This is a genomic window from Streptomyces zhihengii (assembly GCF_016919245.1).
Taxonomy (GTDB): Bacteria; Actinomycetota; Actinomycetes; order Streptomycetales; family Streptomycetaceae; genus Streptomyces; species Streptomyces zhihengii.
Genome location: NZ_JAFEJA010000001.1, coordinates 4,954,108 through 4,978,554, shown reverse-complemented (window position 1 = coordinate 4,978,554; position 24,447 = coordinate 4,954,108). Strand labels below are relative to the sequence as shown.

The following is a 24,447-nucleotide window of genomic DNA, read 5'->3' as shown; positions in this document are numbered from 1 at the left end:
CGACGCGCGGGGGCCCGTTCCGTCAGGGAACGGGCCCCCGCGCGTCGTTCGCGCGTCGTTCGCGCCTCCCGGGAGCGCATGTCGTGCCGCGCGGCCCCGGGGAGGCGCGGTGACACTGGAGCACTCCGCACGGTCGTGCCGCGTGGTGCGGTGCCCGTGTCGTGAGGTGCCGTGCCGTGAGGTGTCGTGCCGTGAGGTGTCGTGCCGTGAGGTGCGTGTCGTGCCGTGCCGTCGTCGAGAGGACCGTGTCATGCCCGAGGTCATCGCAGTCACCGGAGCCCGCGGGCAGGTCGGCGGCAAGGTGGCGCGCCGGCTCGCCGAGGCGGGTGCGGCGACCAGGCTGATCGGCCGCGACCCGGACCGGCTGCCCCGGCTGCCGGGCGCGGTGGCCGCGCCCGCCGCCGCCTACGGCGACGGCGAGGCCATGCGCCGGGCGCTGGACGGCGCGGACACCCTCTTCCTGGTCTCCGCCCACGAGGCCCCCGACCGGGTGCGGGAGCACCACACGGCCGTGGACGCGGCCCTCGCGGCGGGCGTGGGCCGGATCGTGTACCTCTCGTTCGTGGGAGCGGCCCCGCGGGCCACCTTCACCTTCGCCCGCGACCACTTCCACACCGAGGAGTACATCCGGGCGGCAGGGGTGCGCCACACCTTCCTGCGGGACAACTTCTACCTGGCCGCGATCCCGGCGATGACCGGCGCGGACGGGGTGCTGCGCGGGCCGGCGGGGCAGGGCCGGGTCGCCGCGGTGGCGCACGACGACATCGCCGACGCGGCCACCGCCGTGCTGCTGGACGCGACGGGTGCGCACGAACGCACGGTGTACGACCTCACCGGGCCGTCCGCGTTCTCGCTCGCCGAGGCCGCGGCGGAACTCACCCTCGCCACCGGGCGCACCGTCCGCTACCTCTCCGAGTCCCACGACGAGGCGTTCGCCTCCCGCGCCGGGTACGGAGCCGAGGAGTGGGAGGTCACGGGCTGGGTGACGTCCTACGAGGCCATCGGCGCGGGCGAGATGGCCCTCGTCTCGGACGCGGTGCCCCGGCTCGCCGGGCACCCGGCCCAGTCGCTCCGCGCCTACCTGGCGGCGCACCCGCGCAGTTGGGCGCATCTGCTGGGGTGAGGGGCCTGGCGGGGGCGCTGCTGAGAGTGCGGGGCGTTCACCGGCCGCGCGTGCCGCCGCGCCCCGGCACGCCCCTGCCGGGGCCCGTGGGCGGTGCGGGGCGCGTGCCGCCGAGCCCGGCACGAGCGGCACCGCGCACGGGGCACCCCCACAGCCGCCAGGTGCCGTGAGCGGGCCCGGGCGGCACCGCGCCCCGGCATGCCCCTGCCGGGGCCCGTGGGCGCTGCGGGACGTGTGCCGCCGCGCCCCGGCACGAGCGGCACCGCGCTCCGCGCGGTCGCCTCGAACGCCGGCGGGGCTGGAACAAGCGACCGGGCCCCCGGTACGGGGAGCACCGCGCCCCGCGGTGCGGTCGTCTCAGACGCCGGTGGGGATGGGGAGGCCGGCGCGGAGGACGTGGTGGGCCAGGGGGACGCCCGGGCGGTAGGCGAGGTGGACGTGGCTCGGGGCGTCCAGGACGACCAGGTCGGCGCGGGCGCCCGGGGTGAGGCGGCCGATGTCCGTGCGGCGCAGGGCCGCCGCCCCGCCGGCGGTCGCGGACCACAGGGCCTCGTCGGGCGTCATGCCCATGTCCCGTACGGCCAGGGCGATGCAGAAGGGCATCGACGAGGTGAACGACGAGCCGGGGTTGCAGTCCGTCGACAGGGCGACGGTGGCCCCCGCGTCGAGCAGCCGCCGGGCGTCGGGCCACTCGGCCCGGGTGGAGAACTCCGCGCCGGGCAGCAGCGTGGCCACGGTGGAGCCGTTCGCGAGGGCGTCGACGTCCTCGTCGGTGAGGTGGGTGCAGTGGTCGGCCGAGGCGGCGCCGAGCTCCACGGCGAGCTGCACCCCGGGGCCGTACGTGAGCTGGTTGGCGTGCACGCGCGGCACCAGGCCCTTGGCCCTGCCCGCCGTGAGGATCGCCCGGGCCTGGTCGCCGTCGAAGGCGCCCTTCTCGCAGAACACGTCGACCCAGCGGGCGTGCGGCGCGCAGGCGTCGAGCATCTCGCCGGTGACCAGGGCGACATAGGCCGCCGGGTCGTCCGCGAACTCGGGCGCGACGATGTGGGCGCCGAGGTAGGTCACCTCGTCCGTGTGGCGCGCGGCGATCCGCAGCGCCCGGGCCTCGTCCTCGACGGTGAGCCCGTAGCCGGACTTGGTCTCGAAGGTGGTGGTGCCCTGGCGGAGCGCCTCGTCGAGGTGGCGGACGAGGTTGGCCTCCAGCTCCTCGTCGCTCGCGGCGCGGGTGGCGGCGACCGTGGTGCGGATGCCGCCGGCGGAGTAGGAGCGTCCGGACATCCGGGCGTTGAACTCGGCGGTGCGGTCGCCGGCGAAGACCAGGTGCGAGTGGGAGTCCACGAAGCCGGGGATCACCGCCCGTCCCCCGGCGTCGATCCGGTTGTCAGTGGCGGGTGCTTTGCTTGATCCACCGACCCAGACGACACGGTCGCCTTCGACGACGACGGCCGCGTCCCTGATCAGACCGAGGGGCGTTCCCTCACCGAGGGAGGGATCGTTGGTGACCAGACTGGCGATGTTGACGATGGCGGTGGCCTCCGTCGCCACGGCGCTGTTCGCGCTCGTGGGTCCGGGGGTGGCCACCGGGCTGTTCGTCGCGGCGGGGCCCGTGTTCATGGTGAGAGGTGCCTCCTTCAGCCGCGCAGGGCGGCGATCGAGTCCGCGAGGGCGCGGGCCACGTCCGGTACGGAGCGGTGGGCGCCGTCCCGTACGACATGGCGTCCTCCCACGACCGTGTGCCGCACATCCGCTGCCGACGCTGCGAATACCGCCGTCTCGGCTGCCAGACGCGGCACCGGCCCCGCTGTCCTGACGGAGTCCAGGGCGATCGTGGTGAAGTCGGCGAGCGCGCCCTGTTCCAGTCTGCCCGCCTCCTCCCAGCCGAGTGCGGCGTGGCCGTCGGCCGACGCGGCCCGCAGCAGGGCCGCCGCGGTCCAGTGACCTCGGGTGCGCGAGCGCAGGCGCTCGTTCAGCTCCATGGCCCGCGCCTCCTCCAGCAGGTCGACGACGGCGTGGCTGTCGCTGCCGAGCGAGAGCGGGGAGCCCGCGCGCTGGAGGGCGACGGCGGGGCCGATGCCGTCGGCGAGGTCGCGTTCGGTCGTCGGGCACATGCAGGTGCCGGTGCCCGAGTTCCCGAGGAGCGCGATGTCGTGCTCGGTGAGATGGGTGTTGTGGACGCCCGTGGTCCGCGGGCCCAGCACCCCGTGCTCGGCGAGCAGTTCGGTGGGCGTGCGGCCGTGCGCGGCGAGGCAGGCGTCGTTCTCGGCCGTCTGCTCCGAGAGGTGGACATGGAGCGGTGCGCCGCGTTCGGCGGCCCAGGCGGCCACGGTGGCGAGCTGGTCCGCGGGCACGGCACGGACGGAGTGGACGGCCGCGCCGATGCGTGCGCCGTCCCGGTCCTTCAGCCGGGACACCCGCTCGGCCCAGGCGTCGGCCGTGCCGTCGGAGAAGCGGAGCTGGTGCTTGCCGGGGGCGGCGCCGAAGCCGGAGGAGAGGTAGGCCGTGTCGAGCAGGGTGATCCGGATCCCCGCGTCGGCGGCCGCCGCCACGAGGGCCTCGCCCATCGCGTTGGGGTCGGCGTAGCGCGTCCCGCCGGGCGCGTGGTGCACATAGTGGAACTCGCCGACGGCAGTGATCCCGGCCAGGGCCATCTCCGCGTACACCGCGCGGGCGAGGTCGTGGTACGTGTCCGGGGTGAGGCGGGAGGCGACCCGGTACATCACCTCGCGCCAGGTCCAGAAGGTGCCGGAGCCGACCTGGACGGTACCGCGCAGCGCCCGGTGGAAGGCGTGCGAGTGGGCGTTGGCGAGGCCGGGCACGGTCAGTCCGCGCAGGACGACGGCGCCGGGCGGCGGGGTGGCCTCCCCGGTGCGCACCCCGGTGATCCGGCCGTCCGTGCCGGAGCCGCCGGCCGACACGGTCAGGGTCACGCCCGGCTCGACGTCCGGGTCGAGCCAGGCGTGCTCCAGCCAGTACGTCACCTGCACGCGAGACCCTCCAGGACGTCGGCGAGTGCGAGGACCCCGGCGACGCAGTCGTCCTCGGCCGCGGTCTCGGCCGGGGAGTGCGAGACGCCGGTGGGGTTCCGTACGAACAGCATGGCGGTCGGGACGGATCCGGAGAGGATTCCGGCGTCGTGTCCCGCGCCGGTGCCGAGCACGGGGGTCTTCTCGCCGAGGATGCCCGCGAGCTCGTCGCGCAGCGCGTGCGCGAACTCCACCACCGGGGTGAACGACTCCCGGACGACGGTCAGGTCGATGCCCTGGCGGGCGGCGTGCTCGCGCGCGGCGGCCTCGATCCCGGCGACGACCGTGTCGAGCGCCGCGTGGTCGGCGGCCCGGGCGTCGAGCCAGCCGCGGACGAGGGAGGGGATGGCGTTGACCCCGTTGGGCTCGACGGCGATCTTGCCGAAGGTGGCCACGGCGCCCGCGAGTTCGGCCTCGCGCCGGGCGGCGAGCACCGTCTCTGCGTAGGTGAGCATCGGGTCCCGGCGGTCGACGAGACGGGTGGTGCCCGCGTGGTTGGCCTCGCCGGCGAAGTCGTAGCGCCAGCGGCCGTGCGGCCAGATCGCCGAGGCGATGCCGATGGCGTCCCCGGAGAGGTCGAGGGCCCTGCCCTGTTCCACATGGAGCTCGACGAAGGCGCCGATCCGGGCGAGCCGCGCCGGGTCGGGGCCGATGCCCGCGGGGTCGTGCCCGGCGGCCTCCATGGCCTCGGGGAGGCTGATCCCGTCGGCGTCGTGCAGCGCGTACGCCTGCGCCTTCGTCAGCTGCCCGGAGACCAGGCGGGAGCCGACGCAGGCGAGGCCGAAGCGGGCGCCCTCCTCGTCGGCGAAGTTGACGACGGCGAAGGGGCGCCGGAACAGCGCGCCGCGGGAGCGCAGTTCGTCGAGCGCGGCGAAGGCGGACACCACGCCGAGCGGCCCGTCGAAGGCGCCGCCGTCGGGGACGGAGTCCAGGTGCGAGCCGGTGACCACGGCGTCGCCGGCCTCCCGGTCGCCGAGCCAGGCCCACTGGTTGCCGTTCCGGTCGACCTCGTAGTCCAGCCGCCGGGCCTCCGCCTGCATCCGGAACCACAGCCGGCAGTCGGCGTCGGCCCCGGTCCAGGCGTAGCGGCGGTAGCCGCCGGAGGCGGCGCTGCGGCCGATGGGCCGCAGCGACCGCCACATGGCGTGAAAGGTCTCGCTCACGCGGAGTCGTCCTCCCGCATCGGGACACGGACGCCCTTGGCGTCGGACACGGACTCGGCGATGTCGTAGCCCGCGTCGACGTGGCGGATGACGCCCATGCCGGGGTCGTTGGTGAGCACCCGGCGGATCTTCTCGCCCGCGAGCGCGGTGCCGTCGGCGACCGTGACCTGGCCGGCGTGGATGGAGCGGCCCATGCCGACACCGCCGCCGTGGTGGAGGGAGACCCAGGAGGCGCCGGAGGCGACGTTGACCATGGCGTTGAGGAGCGGCCAGTCGGCGATGGCGTCGGAGCCGTCGAGCATGGCCTCGGTCTCGCGGTACGGGGAGGCGACGGAGCCGCAGTCGAGGTGGTCCCGGCCGATGGCCAGCGGGGCCTGGAGCTCCCCGGAGGCGACCATGTCGTTGAAGCGCTCGCCGGCCCGGTCGCGTTCGCCGTAGCCGAGCCAGCAGATGCGGGCGGGCAGGCCCTGGAAGTGGACGCGCTCGCCGGCCATCCTGATCCAGCGGTGCAGGGACTCGTTCTCCGGGAAGAGGTCGAGGATCGCCTTGTCCGTCCGGTGGATGTCGGACGCCTCGCCGGACAGCGCCGCCCAGCGGAACGGGCCCTTGCCCTCGCAGAACAGCGGGCGGATGTAGGCGGGCACGAAGCCGGGGAAGGCGAACGCCCGGTCGTAGCCGGCGAGCTGGGCCTCGCCGCGGATCGAGTTGCCGTAGTCGAAGACCTCGGCACCCGCGTCCATGAAGCCGACCATCGCCTCGACGTGGCGCGCCATGGACTCGCGGGCGCGGGTGGTGAAGCCCGCCGGGTCCTTGGCCGCCGCGTCCGCCATGTCCTCGAAGGCCATGCCCGACGGCAGGTAGGCCAGCGGGTCGTGGGCGGAGGTCTGGTCCGTGACGATGTCGATCGGCGCGCCCTCGGCGAGCAGCCGCGGCAGCAGGTCCGCGGCGTTGCCGAGGAGGCCGATGGAGAGCGGGCGGCGGGCGTCGCGCGCCTCGGTCGCCAGCCGGAGGGCGTGGGCCGGGCTGTCGGCCTTCACGTCGAGGTAGCGGTGCTCGATGCGGCGGTCGATGGCGCGGGGGTCGCAGTCGATGCAGATGGCGACGCCGTCGTTCATGGTGACGGCGAGCGGCTGGGCGCCGCCCATGCCGCCGAGGCCGGCGGTGAGGGTGATGGTGCCGGCCAGGGTGCCGCCGAACTTCTTGGCGGCGACGGCGGCGAAGGTCTCGTAGGTGCCCTGGAGGATGCCCTGGGTCCCGATGTAGATCCAGGAACCGGCCGTCATCTGGCCGTACATGGTGAGGCCGAGGGCCTCCAGGCGCCGGAACTCCTCCCAGTTGGCCCAGTCGCCCACCAGGTTGGAGTTGGCGATCAGGACGCGCGGGGCCCACTCGTGGGTCTGCATGACGCCGACCGGGCGGCCCGACTGGACGAGCATCGTCTCGTCCTGCTTGAGGGTCCGCAGGGTGCGCACCATGGCGTCGAAGGAGCGCCAGTCGCGGGCGGCCTTTCCGGTGCCGCCGTAGACGACGAGCTTGTCGGGGTGCTCGGCGACCTCGGGGTCGAGGTTGTTCTGGAGCATGCGGAGGGCGGCTTCCTGCTGCCATCCCAGGGCGCTCAGTTCCGTACCGCGCGGTGCCCGTACGGGGCGGGGTCCTGACATGGCGATGCCTCCTCGCGTCACCCGGCGTCCGCGGTCGCGGGCGCTGACTGTTCAACTCTGTATTCACATCCTGGCCGCATGAATAGTTCTAGTCAACCACTGCGCCGGGCACGTGCCGGTGATTGGCTGGCGGCCATGCGCCCGGAACTCCGTGACCTGGCCGTCCGCACCGCCGTGGAGCAGGGGCTCCTGTCCGGGGGCCCACCCGTCGTGGGCCTGCTCGACGTGGCGGGAATCCGCGCGTCGGCGGCCGCGCTGCGCAGGGCCTTCGCCGCCGTCACCACCGCGCCCGTCCTGCACGCCTTCGCCGTGAAGGCGGCGCCGCTCGTGCCCGTCCTCGCGCTGCTGCGCTCCGAGGGCATCGGCGCGGAGGCGGCGAGCCCCGGCGAGCTGGCGCTCGCCCGCGCGGCCGGGATCGAGCCGGCGCGCACCGTGCTCGACTCCCCCGCCAAGACGGAGGACGAGCTGCGGGAAGCCCTCGCCCTGGGCGTCGCCGTCAACGCCGACAACCCGCAGGAGCTCGCCCTCCTGGACGCCCTGCCGGCCGCCGCGGCCTCCGCCTCGCCCCTCGGCCTGCGGGTGAACCCGCAGCTCGGCGGCGGTTCCATCGGCGCGCTGTCCACGGCGACCGCCACCTCCAAGTTCGGCTTCGCCCTCGCCGACCCGGGGGCCCGCGAGCGGGTCGTCCGCGCCTTCCTCGACCGCCCCCGGCTCACCCGCCTGCACGTCCACTCGGGCTCCCAGGGCATGGCCCTCACCCGGATGGCGGAAGGTGTGCGGGCCGTGTACGAACTGGCCGAGGAGATCAACGCGGCGGCCGGGCGCCGCCGGGTCGACACCGTGGACATCGGCGGCGGCCTCCCGGTGGACTTCACCGGCGACGACCACACGCCGACGTACGAGGAGTACGCCCGGCTGATGAAAAAGCACGTCCCGGGCCTGTTCGACGGGCGCTACGGCCTGGTGACCGAGTTCGGCCGCTCCCTGATCGCCAAGCACGGGCTCCTCCTCGCCCGGGTCGAGTACGCCAAGACCGCGGGCGGCCGCCCGATCGCCGTCACCCACGCCGGTGTCCAGGTGGCCACCCGCACCGTGTACGACCCGGTGTCCTGGCCGCTGCGCGTGTTCGCCTACGACGCCGCGGGCAGGCCCCGCACCGGGCCGCCGGTGGCCCAGGACATCGCCGGCCCCGCCTGTTTCGCGGGCGATCTGATCGCCGAGCGGCGGGCGCTGCCGCTGCTGGAACGGGGCGACGTGATCGCCCTGCCGGACACCGGCGCGTACTGCTTCACCAGCCACTACGGCTACAACAGCCTCCCCCGGGTCGCCGTGCGCGGCTTCACCGCGGACGGCCCGGACCGGATGTCCTTCACCCTCGTGCGGGAGGCCCAGTCCGTGGAGCTGCTCGTCGCGGAGGCGGGCGCGGAGCACCGGGACGCCCTGCTCGGCACCTGAGGCGGGGCGGGGGCCGCACCCCGGTGGTTCCATGGAAGACATGGCAACCAGCACGGTCGTGGTCGAACGCGTGATCCAGGCGCCTCCCGGGCGGGTGTGGGAGACGATGACCGACCTGACGGCATGGGAGTCCGTGCTCAGCGGCGTCGAGAAGGTCGAGGTGCTCACCCCGGGCGGCTTCGGCGTCGGCACCCGCTGGCGCGAGACCCGCCGGATGTTCGGCAAGGAGGCCACCGAGGAGATGCGGGTGACGGCCGTCGAACCGGCCGAGCGCTACCGGGTGGAGGCCGAGTCGCACGGCACCCGGTACATCTCCGAGTTCCGCCTGCTCACCGCCGGCCCCGAGACGACCACCGTCCACATGACCTTCACCGCCGTGCCCCCGGGGGGCGTCAAGGGGCTGCTGGCCAAGGCGTTCGGGGCACTGGGCGCCCGCGCCGTCCGGCGGGCGATCGCCCGCGACCTGGCGGACGTGGCGCTCGCCGTGGAGCACCGCGCGCACTGACACCACCGCACCCCCGCCGCACCGCCACCGCACAGCCGTGCGAGGACGGGGGGAATCACCTCGGCCGCACCGGGCAGAAAAATCCCCACCGGCGAGCGGAAGAGGACCTCGATGAGCGGATCCGGCCCACGGCCCAGCACGGAGAAGACAGAGACGACGGCGACGACGGAGGAGGCGGACGGTTCGCCCTCCCTGAAGCGGGCCATCGGCCCGAAGCTGCTCATCCTCTTCGTCATCGGCGACATCCTCGGCACGGGCATCTACGCCACCACCGGCAAGGTCGCCGGCAAGGTGGGCGGCGCCCTGTGGCTGCCGTTCCTCATCGGCTTCGTGGTCGCCCTGCTGACCGCCGCCTCGTACGTCGAACTCGTCGGGAAGTACCCGAAGGCCGCGGGCGCCGCGCTCTACACCCAGAAGGCGTTCAAGGTGCCGTTCCTGACCTTCATCGTCGCCTTCATGGTGATGTGCTCGGGACTGTCGTCCGCCAGCGCGGCGGCCCGCGCCTTCAGCGGCGACTACTTCCAGGAGTTCACCGACGCGATCCCGGCCACCCTGATCGCGATCGTCTTCATCGTCGCCCTCGCCTGCCTCGCGCTGCGCGGCGTCTCGGAGTCGGTGAAGACCAACGTGGTGCTCACCGCGGTCGAGCTGACCGGCCTGGCGATCATCCTGGGCATCGGCGCCTGGGCCGTCATGAGCGGCGACGGGGAGCCCGCCCGGCTGACCGAGTTCGAGTCGTCGGGCACCGGATACGCGCTGATCACCGGCGTGCTCGGCGCCACCGCGCTCGGTTTCTTCGCCTTCGTCGGCTTCGAGGACTCGGTCAACATGGCCGAGGAGACGAAGGATCCCGTCCGCACCTTCCCCCGCGCCATCTTCATCGGCGTCACCGTCACCGGCACCATCTACGTGCTCGTCGCGCTGGTGTCCTCGCTGCTCGTCGACCACCGCACCCTGGAGGGCTCCAGCGGCCCGCTGCTGGAGGTCGTGAAGGCGGGCGGAGTCGACTTCCCGCCCAAGCTCTTCGCGCTGATCGCCCTCTTCGCCGTCACCAACTCCGCCCTGATCAACATCATGATGGCCTCCCGGCTCTGCTACGGACTGGCCAACGAACGCGTCCTGCCCAAGGCCATGGGCAAGGTGCTCCCCCGCCGCCGCACCCCGGTCACCGGGATCGTCTTCGTCACCGTGCTCGCCATCGGACTGGTGTCGACGGGCGAGATCGAGGGGCTCGGCGACACCACCTCGTTCCTGCTGCTCTGCGTCTTCGCGGTGGTCAACGTGGCCGTCCTGGTGCTCCGGAAGGACCGGGTCGGCCACGCGCACTTCCGGACGCCGACCGTCCTGCCCGTCCTCGGCGCCCTCACCGCACTGGTTCTGGCCAGTCCGCTCGCCGACCGGGCGGCGGAGGTCTACATCCGCGCGGGCGGGCTGATCGGCATCGGCGTGCTGCTGTGGGGCCTGAACAAGCTGTTCCTGAAGCTGCGGCCGGAGGGCTGAGCGGCGGCGCGGGCCGCCGCGTCCGCCCCGTCGGCGGTTTTCGGCCGCGGACCTTATCGCCGACGGGGCATGTCCCACGTGAATTTGCCAGAACTGCCCACAGCGGGGACCACGTTGCGTAGCCTCTCCGTCACCGGCCAGCATCCGTGCGGGCCGTACCGAGGCGGGGAGGGGAGTTCCGCGTGCCCGGAATCGACGAATGCCTGCTGCAGGCGATGGTGGTGCCGGGGGCACGCGGAGCGGCGATCGTGGACTGGACCAGCGGGCTCGCGCTCGGCGCCATCGGGGAGACGCCCGGCGGCGATGTGGAGGCCACGGCGGCGGAGACGGCCGAACTGGCCCGGATGGCCGCCGAGTACCCGTCGTTCGCCCCCGACGACACCGCCCCCGCGGAGCGCGGCGTCAAGGGCTTACCGGTGGAGGACCTCATCGTCACCACCCGCAACGGCTATCACGTGATCCGCTTCGTCGAGACCACCTTCGACAGCAGCGTCTTCCTCCATCTGTGGCTCGACCGGGAGACCGGCAACCTGGCCCTCGCCCGGCTGCGGATGGCCGACATCGCCGAGCGGCTGGTCCTCGGATGACCTCCGCGGCGACGGCCGTCTCCCCGATGCTCGCCCGGCTCGCCGAGGAGCGGGCCACCGGCGTCCTCGTCCGCGACCACGGCGCGCTGTACCTGGCGGACGGCCAGGTCGTGCACGCCGAGAGCCCGGCGGCGCCCGGCATCGACGTGCTGCTCACCGCGAGCGGGCGGCTGCCGCGCACCGGCTGGGAGGAGGCCGTCGCCCGGGCCGGCGCCCGGCGCGAGGTGGCCCGCTTCCTGGTCGACAGCGGCCAGCTCGCCGACGGCGAACTGGAGATCTGCCATCTCGCCGCCCTCCACGACGCCGCCTTCTTCGCCCTCGCCCCGACCAGCGGCCCCACCCGCTTCCGCTACGGCGTGGCGCACTGGATCGGCAGCATCCGCCCGGTGCCCGCGGCGGACGTGGCCCGCGAGGCCCGCCGACGCCGCGGCCTGCTGGAGACCGTGTGGCCCTACCCCGAGGTCGACACCGCGCCCCTCGTCCGGGGCTCGGCGCGCGCCGGGGCGTCCCGGCGCCAGCAGGACCTGCTGGCGATGGCCGACGGCGTGCGCACCCCGTCGGCCATCGCCAGGGCACTCGGCCGGCCCGCCTTCAACACCCTGGTCGAGGTGCGGCGGATGGCCGCCGCCGGACTCGTCGAGACACCGTCCGAGCCGGTGGTGGAAGCCGCCGACCCACTCCCCGGCTGGGTCTCCCAGTTCCCCGCCGATCCGGACATCGCCCTGCTCCGCCGGCTCCGCGACGCACTGGAGGCAAGCCTGTGAATCACCGCCGCCCGACCCACCGGGCCCGGCGTGTCCCGTCATGAGGCGCGCGCTGCGGCTGCGCGCCGAGAGGAGACAGCTCATGACGGCCGAGGCCGACGTGCTCGGCGAGATCAGACGGCTGCGCGCCAGGGTGCCGCAGCTCACCGGAGCACTCGCGGCGAGCGCCGACGGCCTGGTGCTGGCGTCGGACACCGCCGAGGCGGAAGGGGTCGCCGCCCTCACCGCCGCCGCGCTCGGTGTCGCGCTGCGCCTGACCGAGGCGACCGGCCAGGGCGGTTTCAAGGAACTGCTCGTCCGCGGCGAGAGGGGATACGTCGCCACCTACGCGGCCGGCTCCGCGGCCGTGCTCACGGTACTGGCCGAGCCGAGGATCAACGTCGGCCGGCTCCATCTCGAAGCCCGCCGCGCCGGCGCCCGCATCGGCGAGCTCGTCGACGGCGCGCTCGAACGGACACAGGACGCCTGACATGGCTGCCACCCCCGCCAGACAACCCGCACGCAACGCAACGACAGCCGGCCGGAGCCGGACCAGACGGAAGGAAGGTGCGCCCGCCGTGGCCAACACCGAAGCAGCGCTCAAGGAAGCGATGACCATCGACGGAGCGATCGGGGCCGCCCTCGTCGACTACACCAGCGGCATGGCGCTGGGCACCATCGGCGGCGGCAAGGACCTCGACCTCAACGTCGCGGCCGCCGGCAACACCGACGTGGTCCGCGCCAAGGTGCGCACCATGGAGCACCTGGGGCTGAAGGAGGAGATCGAGGACATCCTGATCACCCTCGACACCCAGTACCACATGATCCGGCTGCTCAAGAGCCGTGGTTCCAACGGGCTGTTCCTCTACCTGGCGCTCGACAAGCAGCGCGCCAACCTCGCGATGTCCCGTCACCAGCTGCGGAAGATCGAGGCCGAGCTGGAGGTCTGAGCGACCGTCCGGCGTCAGCGTCGGCGCCGCGCCCCGCCGGGCGCGGCGTCGCCCGCCGCGATGCCCGTCGTACGGAAGCCCTTGACCCGGCTGCCCACCGGTCCGCCCGCGAGCCGGTCCGTGCGTACCCACAGCAGCGTGTCACCGTCCCGCTCGGCACGGCCGATCCACACCGCCTTCGCCCAGAGTCCGGCCCCCGCCCCGGCGAGCACCGCGCCGCCCGCGGCGGGCACCGCGAACGAGGAGCCGACGGCCACGGCGAACGCGGCCGGCAGCCACCGGCTCAGGGCACGGCGCCGCATCCGCAGCGTCACCCGGCGGTCCTGGAGCACGTCGTGGCGGCCCGCCCGGGTGCCGCACCCCGCGAAGTGGGTGTACCGCCGGCGGCGCACCAGCGCGACGGCGACGGCGGTCAGCAGGAAGAGGGCCGCCCCGGCCCACACGCCGATCCGGCGCCCCGTCAGCCCGGGCGCCCAGATCCCGGCCCCGGCCGCGAGGACCCCGGCCCACCACAGCGGCGCCGCGCCCGCCCGGACGGCCACCGCCACCCGCGCCAGCGACTGCGTCCCGCGCCCGTTCTCCCCCGTCACCGCGCCGCGTCCCGCCCGGGACCGCACCCGACCGCGCCCCACTCGCCCACTCCCTCCGTCGCCGCCCCGCGTCCTGCCGGACGGCATCGCGTTCCGTCGGCGAGGGACGGTAGTGGGCCATTCTGAGCGCACCATGAGAGCGGCCCGGCGGGCCGGCCGGTCCTGACGGAGGGGCGGCCTCGGAAGCACCGGCCCGACGGTCCGGCGGCCTCGGAAGCCACCGGCTCGACGGTCTGGCGGTCCGGCGGTCCGGCGGTCCGGCCGAGCCTCCGGCCCGAGGGTCCCGCGGTCCCGCGGTCCCGCCGGACGCGACGCCCCGGCGGCTCAGTCCGTGAACAGGCCGCGGGCCGCCGCCTGGGTGTCGAAGTCCTCCAGCCGCGCCTGCGCGTCCGGCAGGTCGTCGCACATGGCCTCCAGCAGCACCCGGCCCAGCAGCATCGGGGCGCAGGCGGTGTCGAAGGCGAGACCGGTGCCGACGGCGGCGGGGATCAGCAGGTCGCTGTGGGCGGCGACGGGCGCGAAGGCCGAGTCGGCGACGGTGACGACGGTCAGCCCCGTGGAGCGGGCGTACTCCAGCGCGGCCACCACCTCCCGCGGGTGGCGGGGCAGCGCGAAGCAGATCAGCGCCGTGGCGCCCGCCCGGCGCGCGGCGTCGACCCGGTCCGCGAGCATCGAGCCGCCCTCGTCGAGGAGCCGCACGTCGGGGTGGACCTTGGCGGCGAAGTAGGCGAAGCCGCGGGCCTGCGAGGAGGCGGCGCGCAGCCCGAGCACGGGCAGCGGGCGGGAGGCGGCGAGCAGGCGCCCCGCGCGGGCGACGGGCGCGGGGTCGGCGAGCATCGCGGAGAGCTGCCGCAGGTTCTCGATCTCGGCCTGCACCGCCTGCTGGTACTCGTTGAGCTCGTCGCCGTGCGCCGTCGCGGTCTCCGGGGGCGCGACGTCCCGCAGATGCTTGCGCAGCGCCGGGTAGCCGTCGAAGCCGAGCGCCACCGCGAAGCGGGTGACGGAGGGCTGGCTGACCCCCGCGAGGTCGGCGAGCTCGACGCTGGAGAGGAAGGGCACGTCCGCCGCCCTGCGGACCATGCTGTGGGCGATGCGCCGCTGGGTGGGGGTGAGCCGGTGCCCCTCGAACAGAAGCTGCAGCCGTGCGGCAGGGCTGTCGCTCATTGCCATCCCCCTAGGGCCCGGGGCCCTCGTCCGGCCCCGTATTCAGTCATCAAGAACTCTGCATGACGATATACAGGCGCGGCAAGCGGTACGGACGGGTAGGTCCGTACCAGCGGGCCCGCGGCGGGCCGGTCCGCGGCCCCGGCGGGGGCTCCCCACCCCAAGAGGGGTGCTAGCCCCACTGACGCACGCATCCCGCTCTTCTACATTTCCCCCTATGGAAGCCCGCGACCAAGAGCTCAAGAAGGAGCTCGACGCCACCCTGCACGCCCGCCGCGACCTGGGCGAGGAGTACGACTCCGCGCTCGTGGAGTCGTTCCTGGAGAAGATCGAGCAGCGAGTGGACGGCACGGTGGACCGCAGGGTGCGCCGGCAGCTCGCCGAGCAGCAGATGGTGGTGGCGCGCGGCGGCGCGCAGCCCGGCCGCCCGGCCGGTTCCCACTTCGGCGAACGCTACGGCTTCGCCGTCGTCACCATGGTCCTGGCGATCCCGCTGTCGGCGATCGGCGTGGCCAACGCGGACCTCGCCGGACTGGTCGTCACCTGGCTGGGCATCGTGGGTGTGAACGTGGCCAACGCGGCCCATCTGTGGCCGTGGCAGCGCGCCGCCGACCGGCGCCGCGCGTCCGACTGGGAGGACTGACCACGGCGTCCCCGTGCCGGGAAGTTGGCGCGGGGACCGCCGCCCCCCCGGCGAACCGGAGGGCGGGACGACGGCGGTCCCCGCGAGGGACACGGACCGGGTCAGGGCCGGTCTACGCGTCCTGGGCGTCCTGGAGGTCCGGGAGCCGCTCCGTAGTCCTGGACGCCGTCCTTGCCGGCCGGGTCACCTGCCCGGTCCCCCTGCCGACACCGTTCACTGTGCAGGACGCGTGTTAAGCGGGTGCTGCGCGTACGTGACGTGCTCGTACCGTTTGTGCGAAGGACGCCGGTGACGCCGGTCCGCGAAGGGCGCCGGTTGCGCGAAGAGCGCCGGTGCCGCGAAGGGCGCCGGTTGCGCGAAGGGCGCCGGCCCGTGGGGGCCTGCGTCACTCCGGACCGGCGCACGGCGTCACTTCACGTCGCCCGCGAGGAAGGCGAGCAGGTCCTGACGGCTCACCACGCCGGTGGGCTTGCCCTCGACCAGCACGATCGCCGCGTCGGCCGACTCGCCGAGCACCGCCATCAGGTCCGCGACGGGCTCGCCGGAGCCGACCTGGGGCAGCGGCGCGGACATGTGCTTCTCCAGCGGGTCGTGCAGCGAGGCCCGCTGGGTGAACAGCGCGTCCAGCAGCTCGCGCTCCACCACCGAGCCGATGACCTCGGCGGCCATCACGTCCGGGTGGCCGGCGCCCGGCTTGACGATCGGCATCTGCGAGACGCCGTACTCCCGGAGCACCTCGATGGCCTGGCCCACGGTCTCCTCGGGGTGCATGTGGACGAGGCTGGGCAGCGCGCCGCCCTCCTTGTGGCGCAGCACCTCGGCGACGCTGGCGCCGCCGCTCTCCAGGAAGCCGTAGTCGGCCATCCACTCGTCGTTGAAGATCTTGGAGAGGTAGCCGCGGCCGCTGTCCGGCAGCAGCACCACCACGATGTCGTCGGGGCCGAGCCGCTCGGCGACCCGCAGCGCGGCGACCACGGCCATGCCGCAGGAGCCGCCGACGAGCAGGCCCTCCTCCTTGGCGAGGCGGCGGGTCATCTGGAAGGAGTCCTTGTCGGACACCGCGACGATCTCGTCGGTCACGGTCCGGTCGTAGGCGCTCGGCCAGAAGTCCTCGCCGACGCCCTCGACGAGGTAGGGGCGGCCGGATCCGCCGGAGTAGACGGAGCCCTCCGGGTCGGCGCCGACGATCTTCACCGCGCCGTCGCTGACCTCCTTGAGGTAGCGGCCGGTGCCGGAGATGGTGCCGCCGGTGCCGACGCCCGCGACGAAGTGGGTGATCCGGCCGTCGGTCTGCTCCCACAGCTCGGGACCGGTCGTCTCGTAGTGCGAGCGCGGGTTGTTCGGGTTGGAGTACTGGTCGGGCTTCCAGGCGCCCGGCGTCTCACGGACCAGCCGGTCCGAGACGTTGTAGTAGGAGTCCGGGTGCTCCGGGTCGACCGCCGTGGGGCAGACGACGACCTCGGCGCCGTACGCGCGCAGCACGTTGATCTTGTCGGTGGACACCTTGTCCGGGCAGACGAAGATGCACTTGTAGCCCTTCTGCTGGGCCACGATCGCCAGTCCCACACCGGTGTTGCCGCTGGTGGGCTCGACGATGGTGCCACCGGGCCGCAGCTCGCCGCTCTGCTCGGCGGCCTCGATCATCCGCAGGGCGATCCGGTCCTTCACCGAACCGCCCGGGTTGAAGTACTCGACCTTGGCGAGGACGGTCGCCGAGATGCCTTCGGTCACGTTGTTCAGCCGCACCAGCGGGGTGTCGCCGACGAGACTGATCATCGAGTCGTGGATACGCACAATGTTCTCCGGGGTCTCCGTAATGGTGCGGCCAGCGTATGCCGGATACGCGGGTGATTGGGCGACGGCGGCTACGGGGCAGTTACGTCTTGTACGCGCACGACGGCGGTCCGGGACGATCGCGAGGAGGTGGCTGTGTCGAGGGCGAGGGTGGCCAGGCGCATCGCGGCAGGTGCGGCATACGGCGGCGGCAGCGTCGGACTCATCGGCGCGGCGGCCGTGGGGGTGCTGCTGGCGGAGGTCCAGTTGGCGAAACGCTCGGTGGGAGGCGGCACGGCGCCGATCCCACCCCGGGGCAACGGCCTGTACGGGCTCTCCTTCGGCCGGGAGAACCCGCTCCATCTCGCCGTCCTGGGCGACTCCACGGCGGCGGGCCAAGGGGTGCGCCGGGCCGGGCACACCCCCGGCGCCCTGCTCGCGTCCGGGCTGGCGGCGGTCGCCGAGCGCCCGGTCGAGGTCAGGAACATCGCCCTGCCCGGGGCGCGCTCGGACGACCTGGAGCGCCAGGTCACCCAGCTCCTGGCGGACCGCACCCGGACGCCGGACGCCTGCGTGATCATGATCGGGGCGAACGACGTCACCCACCGGATGCCGCCCACGCAGTCGGTGCGGTACCTGGCGTCGGCCGTGCGCAGGCTGCGCACGGCCGGGGCCGAGGTGATCGTCGGCACCTGCCCCGACCTCGGCACCATCGAGCCGGTGTACCAGCCGCTGCGCTGGCTGGCCCGCCGGGTCAGCCGCCAGCTCGCGGCGGCCCAGACGATCGTGGTGGTGGAGCAGGGCGGACGGACGGTCTCGCTGGGCGATCTGCTCGGGCCCGAGTTCGCGGCCAATCCGCGGGAGATGTTCGGAGCGGACAACTACCACCCCTCGGCCGAGGGCTACGCGACGGCCGCGATGGCGATGCTGCCGACGCTGTGCGCGGCCCTCGGCCTGTGGCCGGAGAGCGACGCACTGGACGTCGACCGCGACGAGGACATGCTGCCGGTGGCACGGGCGGCGGCGACCGCGGCGTCGGAGGCGGGCACCGAGGTCACGGGCGCCCGGGCGCCCTGGGCGCTGCTCAAGCACCGGCGGCGGCGCCGGCTGCCGGCCGCGGACGCCGCGTCCCACGAGCCCGCCGACCACACGGCGCCGGCCGAGGACCGCGCCGGCCCGTCCTGACACCCGGGCCCCGCCGGGTCCGCTCCACGGCGGGGCGGGCCACCGGGGCGGGCGGGGAACGGGCGGCCGGGGACACCGGCGCGCAGGGGCGGTGACGTGGCACACTCGGTACTGAGCAAGCGCCCGCTTAGAAAAGAGGCCCGCATCACACGGTCCGCACCGTGACCGCGGGCATACGTACGGGTAACTTCCCAGACAGCCCGTCCCCCTTCCCTCATGGAGCCGTGATGCCCGAAGCCGTGATCGTCTCTGCCGCCCGTTCGCCCATCGGCCGGGCCTTCAAGGGCTCCCTGAAGGAGCTGCGGCCCGACGACCTGACCGCCACGATCATCCAGGCGGCGCTCGCCAAGGTCCCCGAGCTGGACCCGCGCGACATCGACGACCTGATGCTCGGCTGCGGCCTGCCCGGCGGCGAGCAGGGCAACAACCTGGGCCGGATCGTCGCCGTCCAGATGGGGATGGACCACCTCCCGGGCTGCACCGTCACCCGCTACTGCTCCTCCTCGCTCCAGACCTCCCGGATGGCGCTGCACGCCATCAAGGCCGGCGAGGGCGACGTCTTCATCTCGGCCGGTGTCGAGATGGTGTCCCGCTTCGTGAAGGGCAACTCCGACAGCCTGCCGGACACGCACAACCCGTTCTTCGCCGAGGCCGAGGCCCGCACGGTCGCCGTCGCCGAGTCCGAGGGCTCGACCTGGCACGACCCGCGCGAGGACGGCGTGGTGCCCGACGCGTACATCGCGATGGGGCAGACCGCCGAGAACCTCGCCCGCTGGAAGGGCGTGACCCGCCAGGACATGGACGAGTTCGGCGTCCGCTCGCAGAACCTCGCCGAGGAAGCCCTCAAGAACGGCTTCTGGGAGCGCGAGATCACCCCGGTGACCACCCCCGACGGCACCGTCGTCAGCAAGGACGACGGCCCCCGCGCGGGCGTCACGCTGGAGGGCGTCCAGGGCCTCAAGCCCGTCTTCCGCCCCGACGGCCTGGTCACCGCGGCCAACTGCTGCCCGCTGAACGACGGCGCCGCGGCGCTCGTCATCATGAGCGACACCAAGGCCCGCGAGCTCGGCCTCACCCCGCTCGCGCGCATCGTCTCCACCGGCGTCTCCGGCCTCTCCCCCGAGATCATGGGCCTCGGCCCGGTCGAGGCGTCGAAGCAGGCGCTGAGCCGCGCGGGGCTCACCACCTCGGACATCGACCTGGTCGAGATCAACGAGGCGTTCGCGGCGCAGGTCATCCCGTCCTACCGGGACCTCGGCTTCGACATCGACAAGGTCAACGTCAACGGCGGCGCCATCGCGGTCGGCCACCCCTTCGGCATGACCGGCGCCCGCATCACCGGCACCCTGATCAACAGCCTCCAGTTCCACGACAAGCAGTTCGGCCTTGAGACGATGTGCGTGGGCGGCGGCCAGGGCATGGCCATGGTCATCGAGCGGCTCAGCTGAGCCGTAGCGGAGGGTAGGGGTCGCCCGAGGCACGGGCTCCGGCCCGAGGCCGCCTACCCCGGTTCGTGACTCAATCTCCCCCAGGATGTGACCTATCTCCTGGGGGAGAACCGTTTCAGCAGGTCATCCCCGTTTCAGGGCTAAACACGAGGCACAAAGTCCTGTCCAATTCGTGACGTAATGCACTGACAGGAGGCGCGGTCGCACCGCAAGCTGATGTAGGAAGTCGGGGGTATCGAGTGAAACCGGGAGTACGTCAGTGAGCGCCATGTCTCTTGCCCTGCTGCTGACCACGGCCGCCGCGACGGCCGTGGGCGCCGCTGCCCTGCACGCCGCCCACGGGCTCCGCAGGCAGGTCGCCGCGCTGCGCACCGAACTCGCCGCGTCGTCCTGCGGCACCGGTCCCACCGCGTCCGTCCCCCAGGCCCGCAGCAGTGACACCGCCGAGATACGCGCGGCGGTCGCCGAGGCCCTCGCCGAGGAGCGGGAGCGCGAGCTGGCCGAGGCGCGGGCCTTCTGGGCCGCGCAGGAGGCCAGGGACGCCGCCGACACCTCCGCCCGCTTCCCGGGCGACTCCTCGCTGCTGAGCGGGCTCACCGGCGGCGGCGACGACATCACGCCGTTCTACGTGCCGCGCCAGGCCGATTTCGCCGGGCTGGAGGCGATGGACCTGGAGGCCGTGGAAGCGGTCGAGGCCCTCGACGGCCTGTCCGACACGGCCGACGCCGTCGGCCTGGCCGAGCTGCCGGAGCTGACGGAGTTCGCCGAGGACTCTCCCGAGCTGGCCGCCGCCCGCCGTCGCCACCCCTCGCACCCCGACTTCGTCCCGGTCCAGACTCCCGTGGTCACCGACCACGAGCGGACGGTGGCACGGCTGGAGGAGCTCGCCGACGCGGGCACCGAACTGGCCGACGTGCGGCCCGGCCCGCTGGGCACCCTGGACGTGTACGTCTTCACCGACGGCACGACCCTGTGCATGACCCCCGGTCACCGGGAGACCGCCGAGCGTCTCGCGGAGGCGCTGCGCGCGGGCACGGCCCCGGTCCTGCTGGGCGGGTCCGGTGTCTCCGGCGCCTACGCCCTGACGTTCACCTGCGGCGAAGAGAGCGTCTACATCCTCGCCGACCGCGTGATCGCCTCCCACTGAACCGCCCCGGGGCCCGGCCGCGGCCGGGCCCGGCCCCGCGTCAGAGTTCCGCCCGCGCCGCCGCTGCCCGCACGAGGGCGACGGCGGCGTCCATCGTGCTCCGGTCCACCGCGCCCACCGCGTCCGCCGCCGCGCTCCGGTCCACCGATTCCTCCCCGTCCGCCGCGGCGGGCGTGTCCGCCGCCTCCTGCGGGGCGGTGCGCAAGACCTCGGCCAAATCGCGGCCGGCCACCAGAAGTTGATCGGCGACGGCGAAAACGCCGGCGTCCGGCATGATCCTCGGCCGCTCCCCCGGGGCCTCCAGGCGCTGGGCCCGTACGGACAATTCCCTGGCGAGGGCCAGTCCCTCCGCCGCCGCGCCCCGCTGGAGCCGGCTCTGCGGAGCCGCCCTCAGCCGGTCCGAGAATCGCTCCACCGCGTCGGTCAGTTCCGTCGTATCCAGCACGCCGCGACCCTACGCGTCCGTGCGGGGCTGTTGCCAATACGCGCCCCCTCAGGCACGGTGGCGTGAAGAGCACACGCGCAATGCGTCCGGAGGCGCCGATGTCCCAAGTCTTCTCCGAAGAGACCCATCGAAATCTGCTCTCCCGAATCCCCGAGTGCACCGGTCGTGAGATCTCCGACTGGCTGCGCATGGTCGACGAGGGTCCGTCCCTGTTCCGCTTCGAGGAGAAGGTCAGCTGGCTCCGCGGGGAGCACGGCCTCGCCTACGGGCACGCCAAGGCGATCATCCACGAGTACGACCTCAGACGTGCCGCCCGCAAGCTGCTGTAGCGGCTTCGCCGCACGCGCGACGAAAAGGGCCCGCCCGGCTTCTGCCGGACGGGCCCTTCGTGCGTCAGGGACGCGGAGCGGTGGTGCGTCAGTCGTCGCCCTGGAGGATCGACAGCAGACGCAGCATCTCCAGGTAGATCCACACCAGGGTCAGGGTGAGGCCGAAGGCCGCCAGCCAGGACTCCTCGCGCGGGGCGCCGTACGCGATGCCGTCCTCGACCTGCTTGAAGTCGAGGGCCAGGAAGCAGGCGCCGAGGATGATGCCGATGACACCGAAGAGGATGCCGAGGCCGCCGCTGCGGAAGCCGAGGCCGTCACCGCCGCCGAAGACGGCGAACAGCATGTTCACCATCATCAGGAGCACGAAGCCCATCGCGGCCGCCATCACGAAGCCGTAGAAACGGCGCGTGACGCGGATCCAGCGCATCTTGTAGGCGATCAGCACACCGGCGAAGACGGCCATCGTGCCGAGCACCGCCTGGGCCACCACGCCGTTGGAGATGTACGTGGAGACCGCGCTGGAGATGACGCCGAGGAAGACGCCCTCGAAGGCCGCGTACGACAGGATCAGCGCGGGCGAGGCCTTGCGCTTGAAGGACTGGACGAGGGCGAGCACCATCGCGACCAGGGCCGCGCCGATGGCGATGCCGTACGACTTGCCGATGTTGGCCTCGTCGACCGGCAGCAGCACCCAGGACAGGATCGCCGTGAGGACGACCGTGCCCAGCGTCATGGCGGTGCGGGTGACGACGTCGTCGATCGTCATGGCGCCCGCGGGCGCCTGCGGCGGAGCGCCGTGCTGCGTGTCCGCCGGGGCGTAGGGGTTGGTCGCGTACGGGTTGGCCGGGGCCTGGGCGTACGGGTTGCTGCCCGCAGCCTGCGCGTACGGGTTCGTACCTGCGGCGGGGCCCCCGGCCTGCGGCTGCTGCGCGTTGAAGCCGGCGTAGCCGTTGTCGCGGCTGAACCCCCGTCGCGAGAAGACCGGGTTGCTGCTCCTCATCTCACTCCTCCATGGCCACCCTGCGCGGCCTTGGGTCAAGAGTAATGCGGAAGCAAAAGAATCACCCTAGTGCCCAGGGAGGATCTTTCGGGAATCCCCGCCGTATGCGTCACACCCGCAGGCTGTGACGGGTGTGACAGATGCTTCACAGCGCTGTCCCGGGACCGTACCGCCACCGGCCGTGTCCGGATTCCGATGGTTGGCTGTCCCCGCCACGGGCCGCCGGTGGGGCGGTCCGGGCACGGGGTGGGGAGAAGGACCGTGAAGACGCAGCGAGTGGGCGGGGCAGCCGCGGGGGACGTCCGGGGCGCCGCCGTGGCGCGCAGACGGCTGCTGGGCATGGCCGGCGCGGGGCTCTTCCTGGCCACCGCCGCGCTGACGGGCTGCACCCCGGAGACCGAGGTGGACACCGGCGGCGGCGCGGAGGGCGGCAAGGGCGGCGGCTCCCCCGAGCCGGACGGCGACACCTTCACCACCCCGCCGCCCGGCACCGCGCCCCGGCCCCTGTGGCAGGCGGAGGCCGCCGCCGGGGCCCTCGGCAGCCTGGACACCCTCGCGATCGCCGGGGACGTCGTCCTCGTCTCGGGCGACCCGCTGGTGGGCCGCGACCTCGCCACCGGGAAGGAGCGCTGGTCCCGCCCGGACACGGCGGTGCCCGGCGCGCGCATGATCCTCGGCGGCGGCCGGCTCCACCTGGCCAGCGCGCGGTACGACGGGGACGTGGTGGCGCTGGACCCGGCCACCGGCGACGAGGTCTGGCGCAGCCGGCTCGGCGGGCGCTACAACCAGCCCCGGCCGGTCGGGGCGGACGCGGAGCGGGTCTACGTCATCGCCGGCGTGCGGGAGAAGGACCACAGCTCGTCGAAGAACGTGATCGCGGCGATCGACGTCCGGACGGGGAAGGTGGCCTGGAGCGAGCGCCGGGACGCGGGCACCGAGGAGCACGGGATCCACTCCACCGTCAGCGGCAGGCGCCTGGTCTACACCGACCAGCGGGAGAACGTGACCGTCCGTGACACCGTGACCGGCCGGCAGCTCTGGACGAAGAAGCTGAGCCGGTCCAACTTCGACCGGCTCATCGTCCACGACGGGTTGGTGATCGTCTCGGACGGCCGGACCCTGCGCGCCTTCGCCCTGGAGACCGGCGCCGAGCGCTGGTCGCTGGCGACCGACGAGTTCAGCACCTACAACGGCCCGGCCGTGCTGGACGGCGTGCTGTTCGTCTCGGACAGCGCCCGCTCGCTGTGGGCCGTGGACCCGGTGTCGGGCAAGCGGCTGTGGCGCAACGAGGACCTGCTCGACTCCGCCTACCCGGTGCAGTTCGCGAAGGCGGGGAACACGCTCTACGGGGCGACCCGGTTCGACAAGGACGGCGGGGTCCACGCCTACGACGCCCGGACCGGGAAGCTGCGCTGGACCTTCAACGACGGTTCGGGCTCGGTGGAGCAGTGGTACGTCGTCTCGGCGGGCCGGCGCCTGGCAGCCCTGCACGCCCGGAAGCTGAGCGCCCTCCCGGCGGTCTGACCGCACCCGCCGCCGCGCGCCCGCACGGCCGGGGCGCGCGGCGGCGGCGCCGGGAGCGGCGGAGGTGTCGGGAGCGGCGCCGGGAGCGGTGGGGGAAACGGGGCTCGGGCCGGGTGACGCTGTGCCCGGAGCCGGACTCGAACCGGCACGCCCCGAGGGGCAGCGAGGTTTAAGCTCGCCGTGTCTGCATTCCACCATCCGGGCGTGCACGCGGTCAGCGTCGGTTCAGGAGCCTATCGGTGGAGATCGACCCACTCTTCGGGGCGATGGCCCGATGTTGTCTGATTTTATTGATGCTTGATGAGGCGTCAGGGCTGGTGGGGGCGCATGGGCATGCGGCGCGCGCCCTCGCCCGTGGCCGCCGGGGGCTGCGTGGATTGACGGAAAAATGCCGCCGTTCCGGCGGCCCGGCACGGGGGTGACGTGCCGTGGGACCTCTCAGGGGTCCTGTCATACCCAAGGATGACGCCGCGTACCGCCGCGTCCGAC

At 73.6% G+C, this 24,447-nt stretch carries 22 protein-coding genes, 1 tRNA gene and 1 pseudogene; 14 read left to right on the top strand and 10 right to left on the bottom strand.

Features of this window, described 5'->3' with window-relative positions; translation table 11 throughout:
- Positions 1 to 250: 250 nt before the first annotated feature.
- The gene (locus tag JE024_RS21080) at positions 251 to 1,123 is read left to right on the top strand and encodes an NmrA family NAD(P)-binding protein (protein ID WP_205375082.1); all 873 of its coding nucleotides are present in this window, start codon (positions 251 to 253) and stop codon (positions 1,121 to 1,123) included.
- Positions 1,124 to 1,480: 357 nt separating this feature from the next.
- Here the strand turns inward: JE024_RS21080 and hutI are convergent, their stop codons facing one another.
- Genes hutI through hutU form a run of 4 tightly spaced genes read right to left on the bottom strand, consistent with a single transcriptional unit; the run spans position 1,481 to position 6,970 of the window.
- On the bottom strand, positions 1,481 to 2,737 hold the full coding sequence (gene hutI, locus JE024_RS21075; RefSeq protein WP_205375081.1) for an imidazolonepropionase: 1,257 nt from the start codon (positions 2,735 to 2,737) through the stop codon (positions 1,481 to 1,483).
- A 17-nt stretch (positions 2,738 to 2,754) separates the two neighbouring features.
- Positions 2,755 to 4,107, bottom strand: coding sequence for a formimidoylglutamate deiminase (locus JE024_RS21070; RefSeq protein WP_205375080.1), 1,353 nt, complete (start codon positions 4,105 to 4,107; stop codon positions 2,755 to 2,757).
- Entirely contained in the window at positions 4,098 to 5,309 is a 1,212-nt protein-coding gene (locus tag JE024_RS21065) for an allantoate amidohydrolase (protein WP_244883014.1), read from the bottom strand. The genes JE024_RS21070 and JE024_RS21065 overlap by 10 nt, the downstream gene beginning before the upstream one ends.
- A complete protein-coding gene (hutU, locus tag JE024_RS21060; RefSeq protein ID WP_205375079.1) occupies positions 5,306 to 6,970 on the bottom strand; it encodes a urocanate hydratase in 1,665 nt (554 codons plus the stop codon). The genes JE024_RS21065 and hutU overlap by 4 nt, the downstream gene beginning before the upstream one ends.
- 135 nt (positions 6,971 to 7,105) lie before the next feature.
- Here hutU and JE024_RS21055 point away from each other — a divergent pair, with 135 nt between their 5' ends.
- The 7 genes from JE024_RS21055 (at position 7,106) to JE024_RS21025 (ending at position 12,710) form a co-directional block, all read left to right on the top strand.
- Positions 7,106 to 8,425 carry a type III PLP-dependent enzyme domain-containing protein gene (locus JE024_RS21055; protein ID WP_205375078.1) on the top strand — a complete coding sequence of 440 codons (1,320 nt, stop codon included), beginning with the start codon at positions 7,106 to 7,108 and terminating at the stop codon, positions 8,423 to 8,425.
- A gap of 40 nt (positions 8,426 to 8,465) precedes the next feature.
- The gene (locus JE024_RS21050) at positions 8,466 to 8,930 is read left to right on the top strand and encodes an SRPBCC family protein (protein WP_205375077.1); all 465 of its coding nucleotides are present in this window, start codon (positions 8,466 to 8,468) and stop codon (positions 8,928 to 8,930) included.
- Positions 8,931 to 9,041: 111 nt separating this feature from the next.
- Positions 9,042 to 10,430 (top strand): APC family permease, encoded by a 1,389-nt coding sequence (locus tag JE024_RS21045; RefSeq protein ID WP_205375076.1) that lies wholly within the window; start codon positions 9,042 to 9,044, stop codon positions 10,428 to 10,430.
- A 182-nt stretch (positions 10,431 to 10,612) separates the two neighbouring features.
- On the top strand, positions 10,613 to 11,017 hold the full coding sequence (locus tag JE024_RS21040; protein ID WP_205375075.1) for a hypothetical protein: 405 nt from the start codon (positions 10,613 to 10,615) through the stop codon (positions 11,015 to 11,017).
- A complete protein-coding gene (locus JE024_RS21035) occupies positions 11,014 to 11,781 on the top strand; it encodes a transcriptional regulator (RefSeq protein WP_205375074.1) in 768 nt (255 codons plus the stop codon). The genes JE024_RS21040 and JE024_RS21035 overlap by 4 nt, the downstream gene beginning before the upstream one ends.
- Before the next feature lie 82 nt (positions 11,782 to 11,863).
- Entirely contained in the window at positions 11,864 to 12,250 is a 387-nt protein-coding gene (locus JE024_RS21030; RefSeq protein ID WP_372449821.1) for a roadblock/LC7 domain-containing protein, read from the top strand.
- An 88-nt stretch (positions 12,251 to 12,338) separates the two neighbouring features.
- A complete protein-coding gene (locus tag JE024_RS21025; RefSeq protein WP_187740817.1) occupies positions 12,339 to 12,710 on the top strand; it encodes a hypothetical protein in 372 nt (123 codons plus the stop codon).
- Between the two features lie 14 nt (positions 12,711 to 12,724).
- Here the strand turns inward: JE024_RS21025 and JE024_RS21020 are convergent, their stop codons facing one another.
- Positions 12,725 to 13,258 carry a hypothetical protein gene (locus tag JE024_RS21020; protein ID WP_205376647.1) on the bottom strand — a complete coding sequence of 178 codons (534 nt, stop codon included), beginning with the start codon at positions 13,256 to 13,258 and terminating at the stop codon, positions 12,725 to 12,727.
- Positions 13,259 to 13,624: 366 nt separating this feature from the next.
- Complete coding sequence (locus JE024_RS21015; protein WP_205375072.1) at positions 13,625 to 14,464, bottom strand: MurR/RpiR family transcriptional regulator; 840 nt, start codon at positions 14,462 to 14,464, stop codon at positions 13,625 to 13,627.
- A 217-nt stretch (positions 14,465 to 14,681) separates the two neighbouring features.
- On the opposite strand from JE024_RS21015, the gene JE024_RS21010 reads away from it, so the two are divergent.
- Positions 14,682 to 15,107 carry a hypothetical protein gene (locus JE024_RS21010; RefSeq protein WP_205375071.1) on the top strand — a complete coding sequence of 142 codons (426 nt, stop codon included), beginning with the start codon at positions 14,682 to 14,684 and terminating at the stop codon, positions 15,105 to 15,107.
- A gap of 408 nt (positions 15,108 to 15,515) precedes the next feature.
- On the opposite strand, the gene JE024_RS21005 is transcribed toward JE024_RS21010, so the two are convergent.
- Positions 15,516 to 16,901: a cystathionine beta-synthase gene (locus JE024_RS21005; protein ID WP_205375070.1), complete on the bottom strand. Its 1,386-nt coding sequence runs from the start codon at positions 16,899 to 16,901 to the stop codon at positions 15,516 to 15,518.
- Positions 16,902 to 17,051: 150 nt separating this feature from the next.
- On the opposite strand from JE024_RS21005, the gene JE024_RS21000 reads away from it, so the two are divergent.
- The 3 genes from JE024_RS21000 to JE024_RS20990 all read left to right on the top strand — a co-directional run bounded on the left by JE024_RS21000 (position 17,052) and on the right by JE024_RS20990 (position 20,660).
- A complete protein-coding gene (locus JE024_RS21000) occupies positions 17,052 to 18,065 on the top strand; it encodes an SGNH/GDSL hydrolase family protein (protein ID WP_205376646.1) in 1,014 nt (337 codons plus the stop codon).
- A 227-nt stretch (positions 18,066 to 18,292) separates the two neighbouring features.
- Positions 18,293 to 19,513: an acetyl-CoA C-acetyltransferase gene (locus JE024_RS20995; protein ID WP_205375069.1), complete on the top strand. Its 1,221-nt coding sequence runs from the start codon at positions 18,293 to 18,295 to the stop codon at positions 19,511 to 19,513.
- A gap of 268 nt (positions 19,514 to 19,781) precedes the next feature.
- Positions 19,782 to 20,660: a hypothetical protein gene (locus JE024_RS20990; protein ID WP_435813443.1), complete on the top strand. Its 879-nt coding sequence runs from the start codon at positions 19,782 to 19,784 to the stop codon at positions 20,658 to 20,660.
- Between the two features lie 175 nt (positions 20,661 to 20,835).
- Here the strand turns inward: JE024_RS20990 and JE024_RS20985 are convergent.
- Positions 20,836 to 21,105 (bottom strand): annotated as a pseudogene (locus JE024_RS20985) (hypothetical protein); the annotation flags it as partial.
- Between the two features lie 98 nt (positions 21,106 to 21,203).
- On the opposite strand from JE024_RS20985, the gene JE024_RS20980 reads away from it, so the two are divergent.
- Positions 21,204 to 21,434 (top strand): DUF4287 domain-containing protein, encoded by a 231-nt coding sequence (locus tag JE024_RS20980; RefSeq protein ID WP_205375066.1) that lies wholly within the window; start codon positions 21,204 to 21,206, stop codon positions 21,432 to 21,434.
- An 88-nt stretch (positions 21,435 to 21,522) separates the two neighbouring features.
- Here JE024_RS20980 and JE024_RS20975 read toward each other — a convergent pair whose 3' ends face one another.
- On the bottom strand, positions 21,523 to 22,434 hold the full coding sequence (locus JE024_RS20975; RefSeq protein WP_205375065.1) for a Bax inhibitor-1/YccA family protein: 912 nt from the start codon (positions 22,432 to 22,434) through the stop codon (positions 21,523 to 21,525).
- A 339-nt stretch (positions 22,435 to 22,773) separates the two neighbouring features.
- Between JE024_RS20975 and JE024_RS20970 the strand changes: the two genes are divergently transcribed.
- Positions 22,774 to 23,958, top strand: coding sequence for a PQQ-binding-like beta-propeller repeat protein (locus tag JE024_RS20970; protein ID WP_244883200.1), 1,185 nt, complete (start codon positions 22,774 to 22,776; stop codon positions 23,956 to 23,958).
- A 122-nt stretch (positions 23,959 to 24,080) separates the two neighbouring features.
- Here the strand turns inward: JE024_RS20970 and JE024_RS20965 are convergent.
- Positions 24,081 to 24,162 (bottom strand) — tRNA-Leu (locus JE024_RS20965).
- Positions 24,163 to 24,447: the final 285 nt, after the last annotated feature.